General features: G+C 45.9%; 14 protein-coding genes and 2 tRNA genes. 14 read left to right on the top strand and 2 right to left on the bottom strand.

The window, feature by feature from the left end; translation table 11 throughout:
* Nucleotides 1-2 precede the first annotated feature (2 nt).
* Nucleotides 3-77 (top strand) — tRNA-Gln (locus R7Z49_RS15600).
* Between the two features lie 53 nt (nt 78-130).
* A tRNA-Leu gene (locus R7Z49_RS15595) sits at nt 131-215 on the top strand.
* A gap of 135 nt (nt 216-350) precedes the next feature.
* Here the strand turns inward: R7Z49_RS15595 and R7Z49_RS15590 are convergent.
* The gene (locus R7Z49_RS15590; RefSeq protein WP_104975939.1) at nt 351-1,529 is read right to left on the bottom strand and encodes a 2-octaprenyl-3-methyl-6-methoxy-1,4-benzoquinol hydroxylase; all 1,179 of its coding nucleotides are present in this window, start codon (nt 1,527-1,529) and stop codon (nt 351-353) included.
* A gap of 257 nt (nt 1,530-1,786) precedes the next feature.
* Between R7Z49_RS15590 and miaB the strand changes: the two genes are divergently transcribed.
* From miaB to lnt, 5 genes are all read left to right on the top strand, one after another.
* Nucleotides 1,787-3,211, top strand: a complete 1,425-nt coding sequence (gene miaB, locus R7Z49_RS15585) for a tRNA (N6-isopentenyl adenosine(37)-C2)-methylthiotransferase MiaB (RefSeq protein ID WP_005373038.1) — start codon at nt 1,787-1,789, stop codon at nt 3,209-3,211.
* 73 nt (nt 3,212-3,284) lie between these two features.
* On the top strand, nt 3,285-4,382 hold the full coding sequence (locus R7Z49_RS15580; RefSeq protein WP_005373033.1) for a PhoH family protein: 1,098 nt from the start codon (nt 3,285-3,287) through the stop codon (nt 4,380-4,382).
* Between the two features lie 2 nt (nt 4,383-4,384).
* Nucleotides 4,385-4,849 carry an rRNA maturation RNase YbeY gene (gene ybeY, locus R7Z49_RS15575; protein ID WP_005373030.1) on the top strand — a complete coding sequence of 155 codons (465 nt, stop codon included), beginning with the start codon at nt 4,385-4,387 and terminating at the stop codon, nt 4,847-4,849.
* A 105-nt stretch (nt 4,850-4,954) separates the two neighbouring features.
* The gene (corC, locus tag R7Z49_RS15570; RefSeq protein WP_005384118.1) at nt 4,955-5,854 is read left to right on the top strand and encodes a CNNM family magnesium/cobalt transport protein CorC; all 900 of its coding nucleotides are present in this window, start codon (nt 4,955-4,957) and stop codon (nt 5,852-5,854) included.
* A gap of 33 nt (nt 5,855-5,887) precedes the next feature.
* Entirely contained in the window at nt 5,888-7,405 is a 1,518-nt protein-coding gene (gene lnt / locus R7Z49_RS15565; protein WP_005384119.1) for an apolipoprotein N-acyltransferase, read from the top strand.
* Nucleotides 7,406-7,489: 84 nt separating this feature from the next.
* Here lnt and R7Z49_RS15560 read toward each other — a convergent pair whose 3' ends face one another.
* Nucleotides 7,490-7,960 (bottom strand): zinc ribbon-containing protein, encoded by a 471-nt coding sequence (locus tag R7Z49_RS15560; protein WP_005373024.1) that lies wholly within the window; start codon nt 7,958-7,960, stop codon nt 7,490-7,492.
* Nucleotides 7,961-8,113: 153 nt separating this feature from the next.
* Between R7Z49_RS15560 and leuS the strand changes: the two genes are divergently transcribed.
* From leuS to rodA, 7 genes are all read left to right on the top strand, one after another.
* Nucleotides 8,114-10,687, top strand: coding sequence for a leucine--tRNA ligase (leuS, locus tag R7Z49_RS15555; RefSeq protein ID WP_005391313.1), 2,574 nt, complete (start codon nt 8,114-8,116; stop codon nt 10,685-10,687).
* 152 nt (nt 10,688-10,839) lie between these two features.
* Nucleotides 10,840-11,379: an LPS assembly lipoprotein LptE gene (lptE, locus tag R7Z49_RS15550; RefSeq protein ID WP_005384122.1), complete on the top strand. Its 540-nt coding sequence runs from the start codon at nt 10,840-10,842 to the stop codon at nt 11,377-11,379.
* 5 nt (nt 11,380-11,384) lie between these two features.
* On the top strand, nt 11,385-12,404 hold the full coding sequence (holA, locus tag R7Z49_RS15545) for a DNA polymerase III subunit delta (RefSeq protein ID WP_318111813.1): 1,020 nt from the start codon (nt 11,385-11,387) through the stop codon (nt 12,402-12,404).
* 88 nt (nt 12,405-12,492) lie between these two features.
* Nucleotides 12,493-12,810, top strand: coding sequence for a ribosome silencing factor (gene rsfS, locus R7Z49_RS15540; RefSeq protein WP_005373015.1), 318 nt, complete (start codon nt 12,493-12,495; stop codon nt 12,808-12,810).
* Nucleotides 12,811-12,814: 4 nt separating this feature from the next.
* On the top strand, nt 12,815-13,285 hold the full coding sequence (rlmH, locus tag R7Z49_RS15535; protein ID WP_017821762.1) for a 23S rRNA (pseudouridine(1915)-N(3))-methyltransferase RlmH: 471 nt from the start codon (nt 12,815-12,817) through the stop codon (nt 13,283-13,285).
* A 29-nt stretch (nt 13,286-13,314) separates the two neighbouring features.
* On the top strand, nt 13,315-15,231 hold the full coding sequence (gene mrdA / locus R7Z49_RS15530) for a penicillin-binding protein 2 (RefSeq protein WP_005384126.1): 1,917 nt from the start codon (nt 13,315-13,317) through the stop codon (nt 15,229-15,231).
* Entirely contained in the window at nt 15,231-16,352 is a 1,122-nt protein-coding gene (gene rodA, locus R7Z49_RS15525; RefSeq protein ID WP_005384128.1) for a rod shape-determining protein RodA, read from the top strand. The genes mrdA and rodA overlap by 1 nt, the downstream gene beginning before the upstream one ends.
* Nucleotide 16,353: the final 1 nt, after the last annotated feature.

The raw sequence follows: 16,353 nt of genomic DNA, 5'->3' as shown, positions 1-16,353 counted from the left end.
GTAGGGCTATCGCCAAGCGGTAAGGCAGCGGCTTTTGATGCCGCCATTCCCTGGTTCGAATCCAGGTAGCCCTGCCATATACAACGATATTGAGATTTTACCAATTATCTTGATATCTACAGATTAAGTTGCGGAAGTGGCGGAATTGGTAGACGCACCAGATTTAGGTTCTGGCGCCGCAAGGTGTGAGAGTTCAAGTCTCTCCTTCCGCACCATTATCGGAAAACCCAGCATGACTTTGCTGGGTTTTTTCTTTTTTTGGTTCTGGACTCGGGAAATCATTAGATTTGCCGAATTAAAAAAGCGAGCTCATGGCTCGCTTTTTTTCTATCTGTGATTTGAGTAGCTTACTACATACCTAACGCGTATTTCAGTACTTGAGCCTTAATTGGCCCTGAGTTTTCAGCAAGCTTCAATGCAGCATTACGTACGAACTTCAATGGCCCAAGATCGTTGCTAAAACCTTTATAGAAAAAGTCCATGCCCGTCTGCATGAGTAAGTTGTCAGGTCGACGTGCGCGTTCGTATTTCGCGAGTAAGGTATCTTCCAGCTTTTCTTGGTGTTCTGTTACCGAAAGGAGAACGTCTACATCTTTGAAGCCTAAGTTTACCCCTTGCCCTGCAAGCGGATTGATCGTATGAGCAGAGTCACCCACTAACACGCAATTTTTGCTTGAGTAGCTTTGCGCATGACGACGAGTGAGTGGGAATGAGCCAAACTGTAAAACTTCAATATCGCCTAATTCAGCAGGGAAATGACGTAAGATTTCTTCCCTTAGTTGAGGTTTACCCATCGCACACAGTTGTTTAATACGTATAGGCGAGTCATACCAAACCAAAGAACCTTGGCCTACTACTTGACCATCGTCGTTACTCAAAGAGCACAAAGGTAAAAATGAACGCGGGCCTGAAGGAGTAAATTGTTGCCAAGTGATATCTTGCTGTGGCAATTCTGTTTTCACATTAATCAACATGCAGTGTTGTCGGTAATCCCACGCAGTTACACCAATTCCAGCCAATTGACGAACTTTAGAGTTTGCACCATCAGCACCAATCACCCAGTTAGCTTCAAACTGCGCCCCACTTTCTAGTGTCACAAGGTTTACATCTGCAAACTCAATGGCTTTTAATCGCTCAGGACACATCACGGTTAGATTTTCATACTGAGAGAAGACTTGCCAAAGACCTAATTGGATTAGGCGATTTTCAACGATGTAACCTAGCTGATCCAATGACAATTCATCAGAGTGAAAACGAGTACGGCACTCTGGGTGCTCCCAAGTTTCTAAGCGCCGATAAGGACAAACTCGCATGCTCTTGATCTCTGACCATGCTCCGAGTGAATCAAGTAACTCCACCGACTGGTGCGAGATTGCAGATACACGAATATCCATCGCCTGAGCGGCATCAAAAACTTTAGGTTTTGTACCTTCGACCAAGACAACGCTTCTGCCCTGCTTGGCAAATCCAACAGCGACGGCTGCCCCAACCATACCGCCACCGATCACGGCGATGTCATACTTGTTCATTTTTCACTCTTCATCGTGCTGATTAATTGGCGTTTTTTATTGTACTTTCCATGGCTATTTTTACAAAATTGTTTAACAAAAAACCTTGTTCTGCATAGGGCGAAAAACTAGATTTCATCAGGCTTTGCAGAGAATTAGCTAGATCACTAGTCAGGTGCTTTTTAAAGCAGTACAATACGCCGCTTACCGCCGTGATGGCGGCTATAATTTGAGCAATAGCTCTCCGATTTAAGTACAACTGAACGAGCGAAAGTGAGATGAGTAAGAAACTGCTAATTAAAACCTGGGGCTGCCAGATGAACGAATACGATTCATCAAAAATGGCCGACCTGCTTAATGCTGCAAACGGCTACGAGCTGACGGAAGAGCCAGAGGAAGCAGACGTACTTCTACTTAACACCTGTTCGATCCGTGAAAAAGCGCAAGAGAAAGTTTTCCACCAGCTAGGCCGCTGGAAAACACTAAAAGATAAAAAACCTGGCGTAGTTATCGGTGTAGGTGGTTGTGTAGCAACGCAAGAAGGTGACCATATTCGTGAACGTGCACCATACGTTGACGTTATTTTTGGCCCACAAACTTTGCACCGCCTACCTGAGATGATCAAACAATCTCAGTCCGATGATGCACCAGTTATGGACATTTCGTTCCCAGAGATCGAAAAATTCGACCGCCTACCTGAACCTCGCGCTGAAGGTGCGACAGCATTCGTTTCTATTATGGAAGGCTGCTCTAAGTACTGTACTTACTGTGTCGTACCGTACACTCGTGGTGAAGAAGTAAGCCGTCCAATGGATGACGTACTGTTCGAAATCGCCCAACTTGCTGAACAAGGCGTACGTGAAGTAAACCTTCTGGGTCAAAACGTAAACGCGTACCGTGGTCCTATGCACGATGGTGAGATCTGTTCATTTGCAGAACTGCTTCGTTTGGTTGCGTCTATCGATGGTATCGACCGTATTCGTTTCACGACGAGCCACCCGTTAGAATTCACAGACGACATCATCGCAGTATACGAAGATACGCCAGAACTTGTGAGCTTCCTGCACTTACCTGTGCAAAGTGGTAGTGACCGTATCCTAACGATGATGAAACGCCCTCACACCGCTATCGAATACAAATCGATCATCCGTAAACTGCGTAAAGCTCGTCCTGATATTCAAATCAGTTCAGACTTTATTGTTGGTTTCCCTGGTGAGACAGACAAAGACTTCCAAGACACCATGAAGCTAATCAAAGATGTAGACTTTGACATGAGCTTCAGCTTTATTTTCTCTCCACGTCCAGGTACGCCAGCAGCGGATTACCCTTGTGATGTGTCAGAACAAGTGAAGAAAGAGCGCCTTTACGAACTACAGCAAACTATCAATGCTCAAGCGATGCGTTACTCTCGCTTAATGCTTGGCACAGAACAACGTGTTCTAGTTGAAGGTCCTTCGAAGAAAAACCTAATGGAACTACGCGCTCGTACAGAAAACAACCGTGTAGTAAACTTTGAAGGTAGTGCAGACCTAATTGGTCAGTTCGTTGATGTGAAGATCGTAGACGTATTTGCAAACTCACTGCGTGGTGAGCTAGTACGTACTGAAAAAGACATGGATCTTCGTAGTGTGATTTCCCCAACGCAGATGATGGCGAAAACACGTCGCGAAGATGAGCTGGGTGTAGCTACTTTTACGCCGTAAGCTCGTATAAATAGCCATAGAGAGCCTGGTCGTTATCAGGCTCTCACTAAGTGGCAAAAAATGAGAGGCAACATTGAGCAATAAAATCGTAACTCTAGAAATTAACCTAGAACCTTCAGACAACCGCCGACTAGCTAGCCTGTGCGGTCCATTCGATGACAACATCAAGCATTTAGAACGTCGTCTAGGCGTTGAAATTAACCACCGTAGTGACCACTTTACGATTGTCGGTAAACCTCATACCGCATCAGCTGCGCTGGATATCCTGAAAACTCTATATGTTGATACCGCACCTGTACGAGGTGAGATCCCAGATATTGAGCCTGAGCAAATCCATCTAGCGATCAAAGAGTCTGGTGTTCTTGAGCAGAATACTGAGTCTAATATCGAGCATGGTAAAGAAGTCTTCGTCAAAACCAAGAAAGGTGTGATCAAACCACGTACGCCAAACCAAGCGCAGTACTTGGTTAACATGGTCACGCATGATATTTCTTTTGGTATTGGCCCGGCTGGTACAGGTAAAACCTACCTTGCTGTAGCAGCAGCTGTTGACGCACTAGAGCGCCAAGAGATCCGTCGTATTCTACTTACTCGTCCAGCGGTTGAAGCTGGTGAGAAATTGGGCTTCCTACCTGGTGATTTAAGCCAGAAAGTCGACCCATACCTACGTCCGCTATACGACGCCCTATTTGAAATGCTGGGCTTTGAGCGCGTAGAGAAGCTGATTGAACGTAACGTGATTGAGGTCGCCCCTCTTGCTTACATGCGTGGTCGTACTCTAAACGACGCCTTCATCATTCTTGATGAGAGTCAAAACACCACTGTTGAGCAGATGAAGATGTTCCTAACACGTATTGGTTTTAACTCTCGCGCGGTTATCACTGGTGATGTCACGCAGATTGACTTACCTCGTGGTGCGAAATCGGGTCTTCGTCATGCTATTGAAGTACTAAGCGAAGTTGACGACATCAGCTTTAACTTCTTCTTGGCCGACGACGTTGTACGTCACCCTGTGGTTGCTCGTATCGTTAACGCGTACGAGAAGTGGGAAGCACAAGACCAGAAAGAGCGTAAAGAGTTCGAGAAACGCCGTCGTGAAGAACGCGATGCGAAGTTACTAGAAGCAGCAAAAGCCGAACTGAATGCACAAGTTGCTTCAACTAAGGAATAACCATGGCGATTGAACTTGATCTGCAACTGGCAGTCGAAAATGAAGAAGGTTTGCCTTCGCAGCAAGATTTCCAATTGTGGCTAGATAAGACCATTCCTCTCTTCCAACCACAAGCCGAAGTCACCATTCGTATTGTTGATGAACAAGAAAGTCATACGCTCAACCATGAGTATCGCGGCAAAGATAAACCAACTAATGTGTTGTCATTTCCATTTGAAGCACCTCCTGGTATGGAAATAGATTTACTTGGTGATTTGATTATTTGCCGCCAAGTTGTTGAAAAAGAGGCGGTTGAACAGAGCAAGCCTCTGCTAGCACATTGGGCGCATATGGTTGTACATGGCAGCTTGCATCTGCTAGGTTATGATCATATAGAGGATGACGAAGCCGAAGAGATGGAGTCCCTCGAAACCGAAATCATGCAAGGTATGGGTTATGAAGATCCTTACATTGCTGAAAAAGAGTAGCTATTGGCCACTCGACAGGGAAAGGCGAACCACCTAAATGACTCTCGTGTTCGCCTCTCTATGTGTGCTATCACACTTCTGATAGCGTTACTTAATTGAGAAACAATGAACGAAGATAATTCTCCCTCTTCTAACGAAGATAAGAAAGAAAAGGCAGAAGGTCCGAGTAGAAAGTCCTTCTTTGAACGTCTAGGTCAACTATTTCAGGGCGAACCAAAAGATCGCCAAGAGCTTGTGGATGTTATCCGCGACTCTGAAGTTAACGACCTGATTGACCATGACACTCGCGATATGCTCGAAGGTGTTATGGAAATCTCCGAAATGCGTGTGCGTGACATTATGATCCCGCGTTCGCAAATGGTTACAGTTGAGCGTACTCACGACCTTGATACCTTGGTTGCTTTGATTACCGATGCTCAACACTCTCGCTACCCTGTGATCAGCGAAGATAAAGACCATGTGGAAGGCATACTTCTAGCGAAGGACTTACTTAAATACTTAGGCTCAGGCAGTAATCCATTTGATATCGAAGAAGTCATTCGACCAGCGGTTGTGGTACCGGAAAGTAAACGCGTTGATCGACTGCTGAAAGAATTCCGTGAAGAACGTTATCATATGGCCATTGTTGTCGATGAATTCGGTGGTGTTTCTGGTCTTGTGACCATTGAAGATATCCTTGAGGAAATCGTCGGGGATATTGAAGATGAATTCGATGAAAGTGAAGAGACGGACATTCGTAAGCTGAGCAAGCATACGTTTGCTGTCAGAGCGCTGACAACCATCGAAGAGTTTAATGAGACATTCGGAACCAACTTCAGCGATGAGGAAGTTGATACCGTTGGTGGTATGGTCATGACTGCCTTTGGTCACTTACCTTCTCGTGGTGAACTGGTTGAAATTGAAGGCTACAACTTCAAAGTCACCGCTGCCGATAACCGTCGTGTCATTCAACTCCAAGTGACGATCCCAGACGAAGAAACCCTGGTTGAAGCCACTCAAGAGTAACGCGATACCCATTGGGAATCTCAGAAAATTACAATGATGAATGAACTCTTTCATCGCCTTAAGCGGCCCTTAGTGGCCGCTTTTGTTGGCGCCTCTACTACACTCGCTTTTGCTCCTTACCAGCTGTGGCCTATTGCCATTCTTAGCCCTGCAATTCTACTGATTCTTCTTGCTAACCAAACTCCGAAACGCGCACTATGGATTGGTTATGCTTGGGGGTTAGGTCAATTTGCAACTGGCGTTAGCTGGGTTTACGTCAGTATCTCCGGTTTTGGCGGTATGCCGCTCATTGCCAATTTATTTTTAATGGGCTTACTTGTTGCCTACTTGGCTGTTTATTCAGGCTTATTTGCTTGGCTCAACAACAAGCTGTTTCCTCAATTTACGCTCACAAAAGCACTTCTCGCTGCACCTGCTTTATGGCTGATCAGTGATTGGTTGCGTGGTTGGGTGATGACCGGCTTCCCTTGGTTATGGCTAGGCTATAGCCAGATAGATGCTCCACTCGCAAGCTTTGCACCAATTGGCGGCGTAGAACTGCTTACTCTATTTATCCTTATCAGCGCAGGGGCGTTAGCCTATGCATGGATTCATAAGCAGTGGCTGATGGTGATTATCCCTGCGGTACTACTCAGTACTGGCTTTGGGATTCGCAACTACGATTGGGTAACACCCCGACCAGAAGACACGACTAAGCTCGCACTAATTCAAGGTAACGTAGACCAAAACCTAAAGTGGCTACCAAGTCAACGCTGGCCAACCATCATGAAGTACGCTGACTTAACTCGTGAAAACTGGGATGCTGACATTATCGTTTGGCCAGAAGCAGCAATTCCCGCTTTTGAAATTGAAGTGCCTTCATTTTTGAGCAATATCGACAGCGCTGCAAAAATGAATAACAGCGCAATCATCACCGGTGTCGTCAACCAAGCTGAAGATCGACAGTTCTACAACAGTATTCTGTCCCTCGGCATCACACCATACGGTGACTACAGCTTCGATTTAAGCGAACGTTACCATAAGCATCACCTACTACCGTTTGGTGAGTTTGTACCATTTGAAGATATTTTGCGCCCATTAGCGCCATTCTTTAACCTACCGATGTCATCGTTTAGCCGTGGGGCTTTTGTGCAGCCAAACATCGTTGCGAATGGCATGCACATGGCACCAGCGCTTTGCTATGAGATCATCTTTAATGAGCAAGTGCGTCAAAATGTGACTGACGAAACAGACTTCATTCTAACGCTTTCAAACGATGCATGGTTTGGTCACTCTATCGGCCCTCTTCAGCATATGGAGATCGCCCGTATGCGTGCCTTAGAGTTAGGTAAACCGCTCATCCGCTCGACTAACAACGGATTAACAGCGGTAACCGATCACAAAGGTAAAATCGTTGAGCAAGTACCGCAGTTTGAAACTGCAGTACTGCGCGCAGAGCTCACCCCAACCGATGGGAAAACGCCATATCGAATCGTTGGTACTTGGCCATTGTATATTTGGGTAGGGTTAAGTTTAGCTCTGGCTTTCGGTTTAAGAAGAAAACAGAGCTGATAACAGCTTGAAAGTAGAAAAGACAAAAAAGAGGCGACTAAGCCTCTTTTTTATTCATAGCATTATACTGTCGTTACGCGCCATTTATGGCTTTAATGACTGACGAGTAAAGCCTTTGTGACCACATTTAATACACGGAATGATTACAGTTGGATGGTTATACGTTGTCTTGTGACCACACTCATCACAGACTAAAGTGCCTAAGCCTATCACCTCTCCTGCTTCATATAGCCCTTGATGCTCTAAGTCATCGAACAACTCAACCCACTCAACTTTAGTTCGGTCAGTAATCTCTAACAGCCCTTGCCATATCGAGTCCGCAATCGTTAAGTAAAACGGGCCGCTTTTGCTATCCTCGTAACTCTCTGAAAACTCTTTTAAGTCTGCTTTAAGGTACGCTTTGATTAAAGCCAATTCATCTTTGGTCAAGTCATTAGCAGCATCCACCACTTTGCCCGACGTCTCAATCGCTTTGTTAACTTCTTCCGGACTGTGCTTCAAGGTTTCAATCACATCCTCGAGCATTTCCTCATAACCTGTTTTACGTTTAGGCATAACTGACCTCCATCTTTCTCCTACCTGCGTCACTTAAGGGCGCATGGGTACAGATTGGCTATTGTTGTGATCCCTAGCTTTAGGTATTCTATGACGATCTATTTAAGTCTGTTCTAACCGAACTCACAAATTCCAAGATAACGGATACCATCGATGCAAGAACAATACAACCCACAAGATATTGAACAAAAAGTTCAAAAGCACTGGGATGACAACAAAACCTTTGTTGTAAGTGAAGACCCAAATAAAGAAAAATTCTACTGTCTGTCCATGTTCCCATACCCAAGTGGTCGACTGCACATGGGTCACGTGCGCAACTACACTATCGGTGATGTAGTATCTCGTTTCCAACGCCTACAAGGCAAAAACGTGATGCAACCAATCGGTTGGGACGCATTCGGTCTACCTGCAGAAAACGCAGCAGTAAAAAACAAAACTGCGCCAGCACCTTGGACTTACGAAAACATCGAATACATGAAGAACCAACTTAAGCTTCTAGGCTTTGGTTACGATTGGAACCGTGAATTCGCAACATGTACACCGGAGTACTACCGCTGGGAACAAGAGTTCTTCACTAAACTTTACGAGAAAGGTTTAGTTTACAAAAAGACTTCTTCTGTTAACTGGTGTCCTAACGACCAAACTGTTCTTGCAAACGAGCAGGTTGAAGACGGTTGTTGCTGGCGTTGTGATACGCCTGTAGAGCAAAAAGAAATCCCTCAATGGTTCATCAAAATCACTGAGTACGCTCAAGAGCTACTAGACGACTTAGACAAGCTTGAAGGTTGGCCTGAAATGGTGAAAACCATGCAGCGCAACTGGATTGGTCGTTCTGAAGGTGTTGAACTGAAGTTTGAAGTTAAGGGTCAACAAGACCTAGAAGTTTACACAACACGTCCAGATACGCTAATGGGTGTGACTTACGTGGGTATCGCAGCCGGCCACCCTCTTGCAGCTCTTGCAGCAGAGAACAATCCAGAGCTTGCAGCGTTTATCGACGAATGTAAGAACAACAAGGTTGCAGAAGCTGAGCTAGCGACAATGGAGAAGAAAGGTATGGCAACTGGCCTTACTGCTATTCATCCATTGAACGGCCGCGAAGTACCAGTATACGTAGCAAACTTCGTACTGATGGACTACGGTACAGGCGCGGTAATGGCTGTACCTGCGCACGACCAACGTGACTACGAGTTCGCAACGAAGTACGGTCTAGACATCGTGCCTGTTATCAAGCCTGCTGATGGCAGCGAGCTAGACATCTCTGAAGCAGCATACACAGAGAAAGGCGTACTGTTCGATTCAGGTGAATTCGACGGCCTCGAATTCCAAGCGGCGTTCGATGCAATTGCAGCGAAGCTAGAAGCAGAAGGCAAAGGCACTAAGACTGTAAACTTCCGTCTACGCGACTGGGGTGTATCTCGTCAACGTTACTGGGGCGCACCAATCCCAATGGTAACGACTGAAGACGGTGAAGTTCACCCAGTACCTGCTGACCAACTACCAGTGATTCTTCCAGAAGACGTGGTAATGGACGGCGTAACCAGCCCAATCAAAGCAGACAAAGAGTGGGCGAAGACAACCTTTAACGGCGAACCTGCTCTACGTGAGACAGATACGTTCGATACATTCATGGAATCTTCTTGGTACTACGCGCGTTATTGTTCACCGCAAGCAGACGACATCCTAGATCCAGAAAAAGCAAACTACTGGCTACCAGTAGACCAGTACATCGGCGGTATCGAGCACGCTTGTATGCACCTACTGTACTCACGCTTCTTCCACAAGTTGCTACGTGACGCGGGCTACGTAACGTCTGACGAACCGTTCAAGCAACTACTGTGTCAAGGCATGGTACTGGCTGATGCGTTCTACTTCGAGAACGAGAAAGGTGGTAAAGAGTGGGTAGCTCCAACAGACGTAGCCGTTGAACGTGATGGTAAAGGCCGCATTACTTCTGCTAAAGACACTGAAGGTCGTGATGTAACGCACTCAGGCATGATCAAGATGTCTAAGTCTAAGAACAACGGTATCGACCCTCAAGAAATGGTAGACAAGTACGGCGCTGACACAGTACGTCTATTCATGATGTTCGCGTCTCCAGCGGACATGACACTTGAATGGCAAGAGTCTGGCGTAGAAGGTGCGAACCGCTTCCTAAAACGTGTTTGGAAACTAGTGAAAGAGCACACAGCGAAAGGCGCAGCAGAAGCAGTAGATACCGCAGCGCTTTCTGGTGATCAAAAAGCACTTCGCCGTGACGTTCACAAGACTATCGCGAAAGTGACGGACGATATCGCTCGTCGTCAAACATTCAACACCGCGATCGCAGCGATCATGGAGCTGATGAACAAACTAGCGAAAGCGCCTCAAGAATCTGCGCAAGATCGTGCAATCCTTGACGAGGCACTGAAAGCTATTGTTGTCATGCTTTACCCTATCACTCCGCATATCTCATACGAGCTATGGGCAGCACTAGGTGAAACAGACATTGATAACGCGGCATGGCCGACGTTTGACGAAAAAGCGCTAGTTGAAGACGAAAAAACTATCGTTGTTCAAGTTAACGGTAAGCTACGTGCGAAGCTAACAGTCCCAGCTGATATCTCTAAAGACGATATCGAACAGCTTGGTCTAAACGACGAAAACGTGGTTAAGTTCACTGATGGCCTGACTATTCGTAAAGTTATTTACGTTCCAGGTAAACTGCTGAACATCGTTGCAAACTAATCGCAGCTGTCAATTTGTCTCTGTTTAGCGAACTTATTTGTTAACCAAGAGTCATTAAACAGGGTAGTTTTCTACCCTGTTTATTTACCTCAAACCATTCACATGAGTGGTTTAAGGTAAATAACCCCTTCAATTTAGGATGAATACAATCAATGCGCTTTTTCTCTTTGATTAAACTACCAGTGGTATTGGTATTAGCGGGGCTTCTTTCTGCCTGTGGTTTTCACCTTCGCGGCGAGTATTCCGTACCGGAAGAGCTGCACACTATGTCTTTCTCCAGCTACGATGAATACAGTGAATTAACTCGCTATGTTCGCTCTCAACTCGAACTGAACAAAGTTGAACTTGTTCAACCATCATCGACGGTACCCAACCTTCATTTGACGGAAGCGACAATCGATGAGCGTACACTATCGCTTTATCAAAATAGCCGTGCAGCAGAAAAAGAGCTGACATACGTAGTAAAATACCGTGTGACAATTCCTGGCTATGGTTCTAAAAACTTTACGACAACAGTAAACCGCAACTACCTAGACAACCCGTTGACCGCACTTGCAAAATCTGTTGAGCGTGACGTAATTGAAGACGAGATGCGCTTGCAAGCTGCAAAACAGATGATGCGCCAGTTGGGCCGTATTCGTGCCGAATATGAAGCAGGACAAATCTCTGAGCCAGCGAACAAAAACTCTTAGTCACTATGCGAATTTATGCCGATAAGCTAACGGATCATTTAACTAAACAAATTAAACAGGTTTACTTAATCTTTGGTAATGAGCCGTTACTGATTCAAGAAAGCCGCCAAGCAATCCAAAAGGCAGCGTTTCAGCAAGGTTTTGAGGAAAAACACCGTTTTTCGGTGGATGCTAGCATCGACTGGAACCAAGTTTACGACTGTTTCCAAGCGATGAGCCTGTTTTCAAACCGTCAATTGATTGAGCTTGAAATTCCTGAAAGTGGCGTAACAACCGCCGTCAGCAAAGAGCTGCAAACACTGTGTGATATGCTTCATGATGACATCATGCTCGTCATTGTTGGTAGCAAACTGACCAAAGCCCAAGAAAATGCGAAATGGTTCAAAGCATTAAGCTCACAAGGCGATTGGGTAAGCTGCTTGTCGCCAGACCTTCAACGCCTACCTATGTTCATTCAGACACGTTGCCGCACGTTGGGACTAAAACCCGATCAGCAATCACTGCAAATGTTGGCTCAATGGCATGAAGGTAACCTATTTGCATTGACACAAAGCTTAGAGAAATTGGCCCTACTCTATCCGGATGGTGAGCTGACCATCATACGTTTAGAGGAAGCCCTAAGTCGCCATAATCACTTCACTACCTTTAACTGGATCGACGCCTTACTGGCAGGTAAAGCAAACCGTGCACAACGTATTCTTCGCCAACTTGAGGCGGAAGGGGTTGAGACCGTGATCTTGATTCGAAGTGTACAAAAAGAGTTGAGCCAACTTTTAAATATGCATCAAGACTTAACTCAAATGGGAATGAACCAGGTATTTGAGAAATATCGAGTTTGGCAAAACAAGCGTCCACTCTATAACGCAGCACTGGCCCGCTTATCAGCGAGTCGTATTTGTGCATTGCTCTCCTTATTGGCTCAAGCCGAGATAAAAGCCAAAACTCAATATGACGAGTCTGTATGGCCAACTATTCATCAGTTGAGCTTAGAAACCTGCTCTCCTGATATTAAGCTGGCAATTTAAAAATCAAAGCGTGATATAGTGCGCGACCTGTTTTGCAAGCAAGAATGTAAAACACTGTAGAGATAAGAGACAAACCGAGGAAAACCGAGTGCTTCGCGAAGAACTGAAAGACTTTTTAGCTGATAAAGCCGACGACATGAAAGCGGAAGACATTATCGTCCTAAATGTGGAAGATAAATCAAGCGTGACAGATTACATGATCATCTGTACTGGTACATCCAAACGCCACGTTTCATCCATCGCTGACCATGTTGCAACAGAAGTGAAAAAAGCCGGTCTTGAGCCACTAGGAATGGAAGGTGAAAACGAAGGTGAATGGGTAGTCCTAGATATGGGCGACGCCATGCTTCACGTGATGCAAGAAGAGCACCGCGAACTCTACCAGCTAGAAAAACTCTGGGGTTAATCTTTTGAAAATTCAACTAATTGCTGTTGGCACAAAAATGCCAAAATGGGTTGAGGAAGGCTTTCAAGAATATCGTCGCCGTTTCCCGCATGATATGCCGTTGGAGTTGATTGAAATCTCTGCTGGCAAGCGTGGTAAGAATGCCGATATCGCTCGCATCCTGCAAAAAGAAGGAGAAGCGATGCTCGCGGCGGTACCAAAAGGCAACCGTATCGTCACGTTAGATATCCCAGGTAAAAAATGGGACACTCCTCAACTCGCTGAGCAGTTAGAAGCTTGGAAATTAGATGGCCGTGATGTATCAATATTAATCGGCGGTCCCGAAGGACTCGCTCCTGCATGCAAAGCTGCAGCAGACCAAAGCTGGTCATTGTCTGCCTTAACGCTACCCCACCCTCTAGTGCGTATCGTAATGGCAGAAAGCTTATACCGAGCGTGGAGCATCACCGCTAACCACCCTTATCATCGCGAATAATCGTTGTTTAACTTTAGAGCCAAGCGTTAATGATTCGTAAACGCCGCAGTCAAATCCGAGATTATCAAGCCGAAGCGCGTCTGTTTGCCAGCCGCGCTATTGTTGCTTTTATCGGCATTGTTGTCTTGATGGGAGCTCTGGTTGCCAACATGTACAACATTCAGGTGAACCAGTTTCAAGACTATCAAACCCGCTCGAACGATAACCGCATCAAAGTAGTGCCTATCGCGCCTAACCGAGGTCTAATTTATGACCGAAATGGCGTTTTACTGGCAGAGAACCGTCCCGTCTTTAACTTAGAACTGACCCCAGAAAAAATTAAAGACATTGATGCAACCATCCAAGAATTACAAACTATTCTGGAAATTACACCAGACCAGATTGAACGTTTCCACCACGAGCGTAAACGGACTCGTCGATTTAAATCGGTCCCACTGCTTACCCAACTGAACGAAAAACAAGTAGCGGTATTCTCCGTCAATCAGTACCGCTTTCCAGGTGTGGAAATAAGTGCGACCTTAAAGCGCTACTACCCTTTCAGCGAAGTCTTAACCCACGTGATTGGGTATGTTTCTCGAATTAATGATCGCGACATGCAACGCCTGATCCGAGAAGAAAAAGACGCAAACTATCAAGCCACTCGCGACATTGGTAAGCTGGGTATTGAAAAATACTACGAAGACCTCTTACACGGTACAGCCGGATATCAAGAAGTCGAGGTAAACAGCCGCGGCCGAGTAATTCGTACCTTAAAGTACGTTCCACCTGTACCCGGAAAAGACATCGTTTTAAACCTTGATATCAACTTGCAGTTGTACGTACACCAATTATTGGACGGCCGCCGAGGCAGTGCTGTAGTAATCGATCCTAGAGACAATGGTGTACTGGCTATGGTTTCGAGCCCTAGCTACGATCCTAACTCGTTCGTGCACGGAATCTCAGGTAAAGACTATCGCGCCCTTTTGAACGATAAAAACCGTCCTTTGGTCAACCGCACTACACTTGGCATTTACCCTCCTGCCTCTACCATCAAACCATTTATGGCGGTAGCCGCGCTGCAAGAAGGTGTCGTCACACCTAACACCACACGAAATGATCCTGGTTATTGGCGCATACCAAACTCTAACACACGTCCGTTCCGGGACTGGTTGCGTTGGGGACACGGACGCGTCGATATCATTAAGTCGATCGAAGAGTCTGTTGATACCTTCTACTATCAAATCGCTTATGACATGGGTATTGACCGTATTTCGAATTGGATGATGATGTTCGGTTTTGGTGATTACACTGGCATTGATATCTACGAAGAAAGTAAGGCGAATATGCCGACTCGTGACTGGAAAATGTCTCGCCATAAAACCCCATGGTATAAAGGTGATACGATCCCTGTGGGTATCGGCCAAGGATATTGGACAGCAACACCAATGCAAATCGCCAAAGCAACCTCCGTATTAGTAAACGAGGGAGAAGTGATCGCACCTCACTTGCTCAAAGCGACGATAGAAAATGGTAACGACTTCGAAGAGCAGCAAACAACAGAATACGTGACTTACCCACCAATCAAGAATGTGCCTAAAAAGTACTGGGATATGGCGAAAGAAGGCATGCGTCGGGTAAACCATGGCACGCGCGGAACAGCTCGACGCTCATTCTACAAAATGAATTATGAAACAGCGGGTAAATCAGGTACTGCACAGGTCTTCGGTCTGGGTGAAAACGAAGAGTACAACGCCGATGAGATCGCCGAGCACTTACGTGACCATGCGTTATTTACTGGCTTTGCACCATTTGATGATCCTAAAGTGGTCGTCACTGTAGTACTAGAAAATGCCGGTGGTGGTTCTAGTAACGGTGCCCCAGTAGTAAGGAAAATTTTTGACCGAGTCGTTCTTGGTCCAGAAGAAATTGAGCCTGAAAACAATGCGAAGAAAGAGGTAAAACAGTAATGAAGATGGATCCCTCTACAGGTAAAAATCGCGCCCTGTTTGAACGCTTCCATATCGACTTACCACTCCTACTTGGCATACTGGCCCTGATGGGGTTTGGCCTGGTGATCATGTACAGCGCCAGTGGCCAAAGTTTACTGATGATGGATCGCCAAGCCATGCGAATGGTGCTTTCACTCGTTGTGATGCTCGTCCTTGCGCAGCTTTCTCCACGAACTTACGAAAGCTTGGCACCTTTGATGTTCGTTGGTGGCGTTATACTGCTTTTCGGCGTGCTGTTTTTCGGTGAAGCATCGAAAGGCGCGCAGCGTTGGCTTAACCTCGGTTTTGTGCGCTTTCAACCGTCAGAGCTATTGAAGCTCGCGGTGCCATTAATGGTGGCTCGCTATGTTGGTAGACAGCCCCTCCCACCAACGCTAAGAACACTCATTGTTGCACTGATTATGGTCTGCTTACCAACCATTCTCATTGCAAAACAGCCTGACTTAGGTACCTCGATCCTGATCGCGGCTTCCGGTATTTTTGTTATCTTCCTCGCCGGCATTAGCTGGAAAATAATTGCTGGTGCTGCGATTGCATTAGGTGGTTTCATTCCAATTCTGTGGTTTTTCTTGATGCGAGAGTATCAAAAAGTGCGAGTTCGTACTCTATTTAACCCGGAATCTGATCCGCTAGGAGCGGGCTACCACATTATTCAGAGTAAAATTGCGATTGGCTCCGGCGGTATTTCCGGCAAAGGTTGGTTGCAAGGTACGCAGTCACAACTAGAATTTCTTCCTGAACGACACACTGACTTTATCTTTGCAGTAATTGCTGAAGAATGGGGTATGATTGGCTTCCTTTGCCTTTTAGCCATCTATCTATTTATTATTGGACGAGGTTTATATCTCGCCAGCCAAGCGCAAACCGCATTTGGACGAATGATGGCAGGCAGTATTGTACTCAGCTTCTTCGTGTATATTTTTGTAAATATTGGCATGGTAAGTGGCATCCTACCTGTAGTAGGTGTACCGTTGCCACTCATCAGTTATGGCGGCACATCAATGGTAACCTTGATGGCTGGTTTTGGTATTCTGATGTCGATTCATACGCACCGAAAAGCATTCTCTAAGGCGACCTAGA

This window comes from Vibrio sp. 1562 (assembly GCF_033340155.1).
GTDB lineage: Bacteria > Pseudomonadota > Gammaproteobacteria > Enterobacterales > Vibrionaceae > Vibrio > Vibrio alginolyticus.
Note: the sequence above shows the minus strand (reverse complement) of the source record. Positions and strands in the feature narration are given on the sequence as shown.

Excerpts from the sequence above, each read along its gene's own strand:
- R7Z49_RS15590 (WP_104975939.1), bottom strand. The coding sequence starts at position 1,529 with ATGAACAAGTATGACATCGCCGTGATCGGTGGCGGTATGGTTGGGGCA.
- miaB (WP_005373038.1), top strand. The coding sequence starts at position 1,787 with ATGAGTAAGAAACTGCTAATTAAAACCTGGGGCTGCCAGATGAACGAA.
- ybeY (WP_005373030.1), top strand. The coding sequence starts at position 4,385 with ATGGCGATTGAACTTGATCTGCAACTGGCAGTCGAAAATGAAGAAGGT.
- corC (WP_005384118.1), top strand. The coding sequence starts at position 4,955 with ATGAACGAAGATAATTCTCCCTCTTCTAACGAAGATAAGAAAGAAAAG.
- lnt (WP_005384119.1), top strand. The coding sequence starts at position 5,888 with ATGATGAATGAACTCTTTCATCGCCTTAAGCGGCCCTTAGTGGCCGCT.
- R7Z49_RS15560 (WP_005373024.1), bottom strand. The coding sequence starts at position 7,960 with ATGCCTAAACGTAAAACAGGTTATGAGGAAATGCTCGAGGATGTGATT.
- leuS (WP_005391313.1), top strand. The coding sequence starts at position 8,114 with ATGCAAGAACAATACAACCCACAAGATATTGAACAAAAAGTTCAAAAG.
- lptE (WP_005384122.1), top strand. The coding sequence starts at position 10,840 with ATGCGCTTTTTCTCTTTGATTAAACTACCAGTGGTATTGGTATTAGCG.
- holA (WP_318111813.1), top strand. The coding sequence starts at position 11,385 with ATGCGAATTTATGCCGATAAGCTAACGGATCATTTAACTAAACAAATT.
- mrdA (WP_005384126.1), top strand. The coding sequence starts at position 13,315 with ATGATTCGTAAACGCCGCAGTCAAATCCGAGATTATCAAGCCGAAGCG.
- rodA (WP_005384128.1), top strand. The coding sequence starts at position 15,231 with ATGAAGATGGATCCCTCTACAGGTAAAAATCGCGCCCTGTTTGAACGC.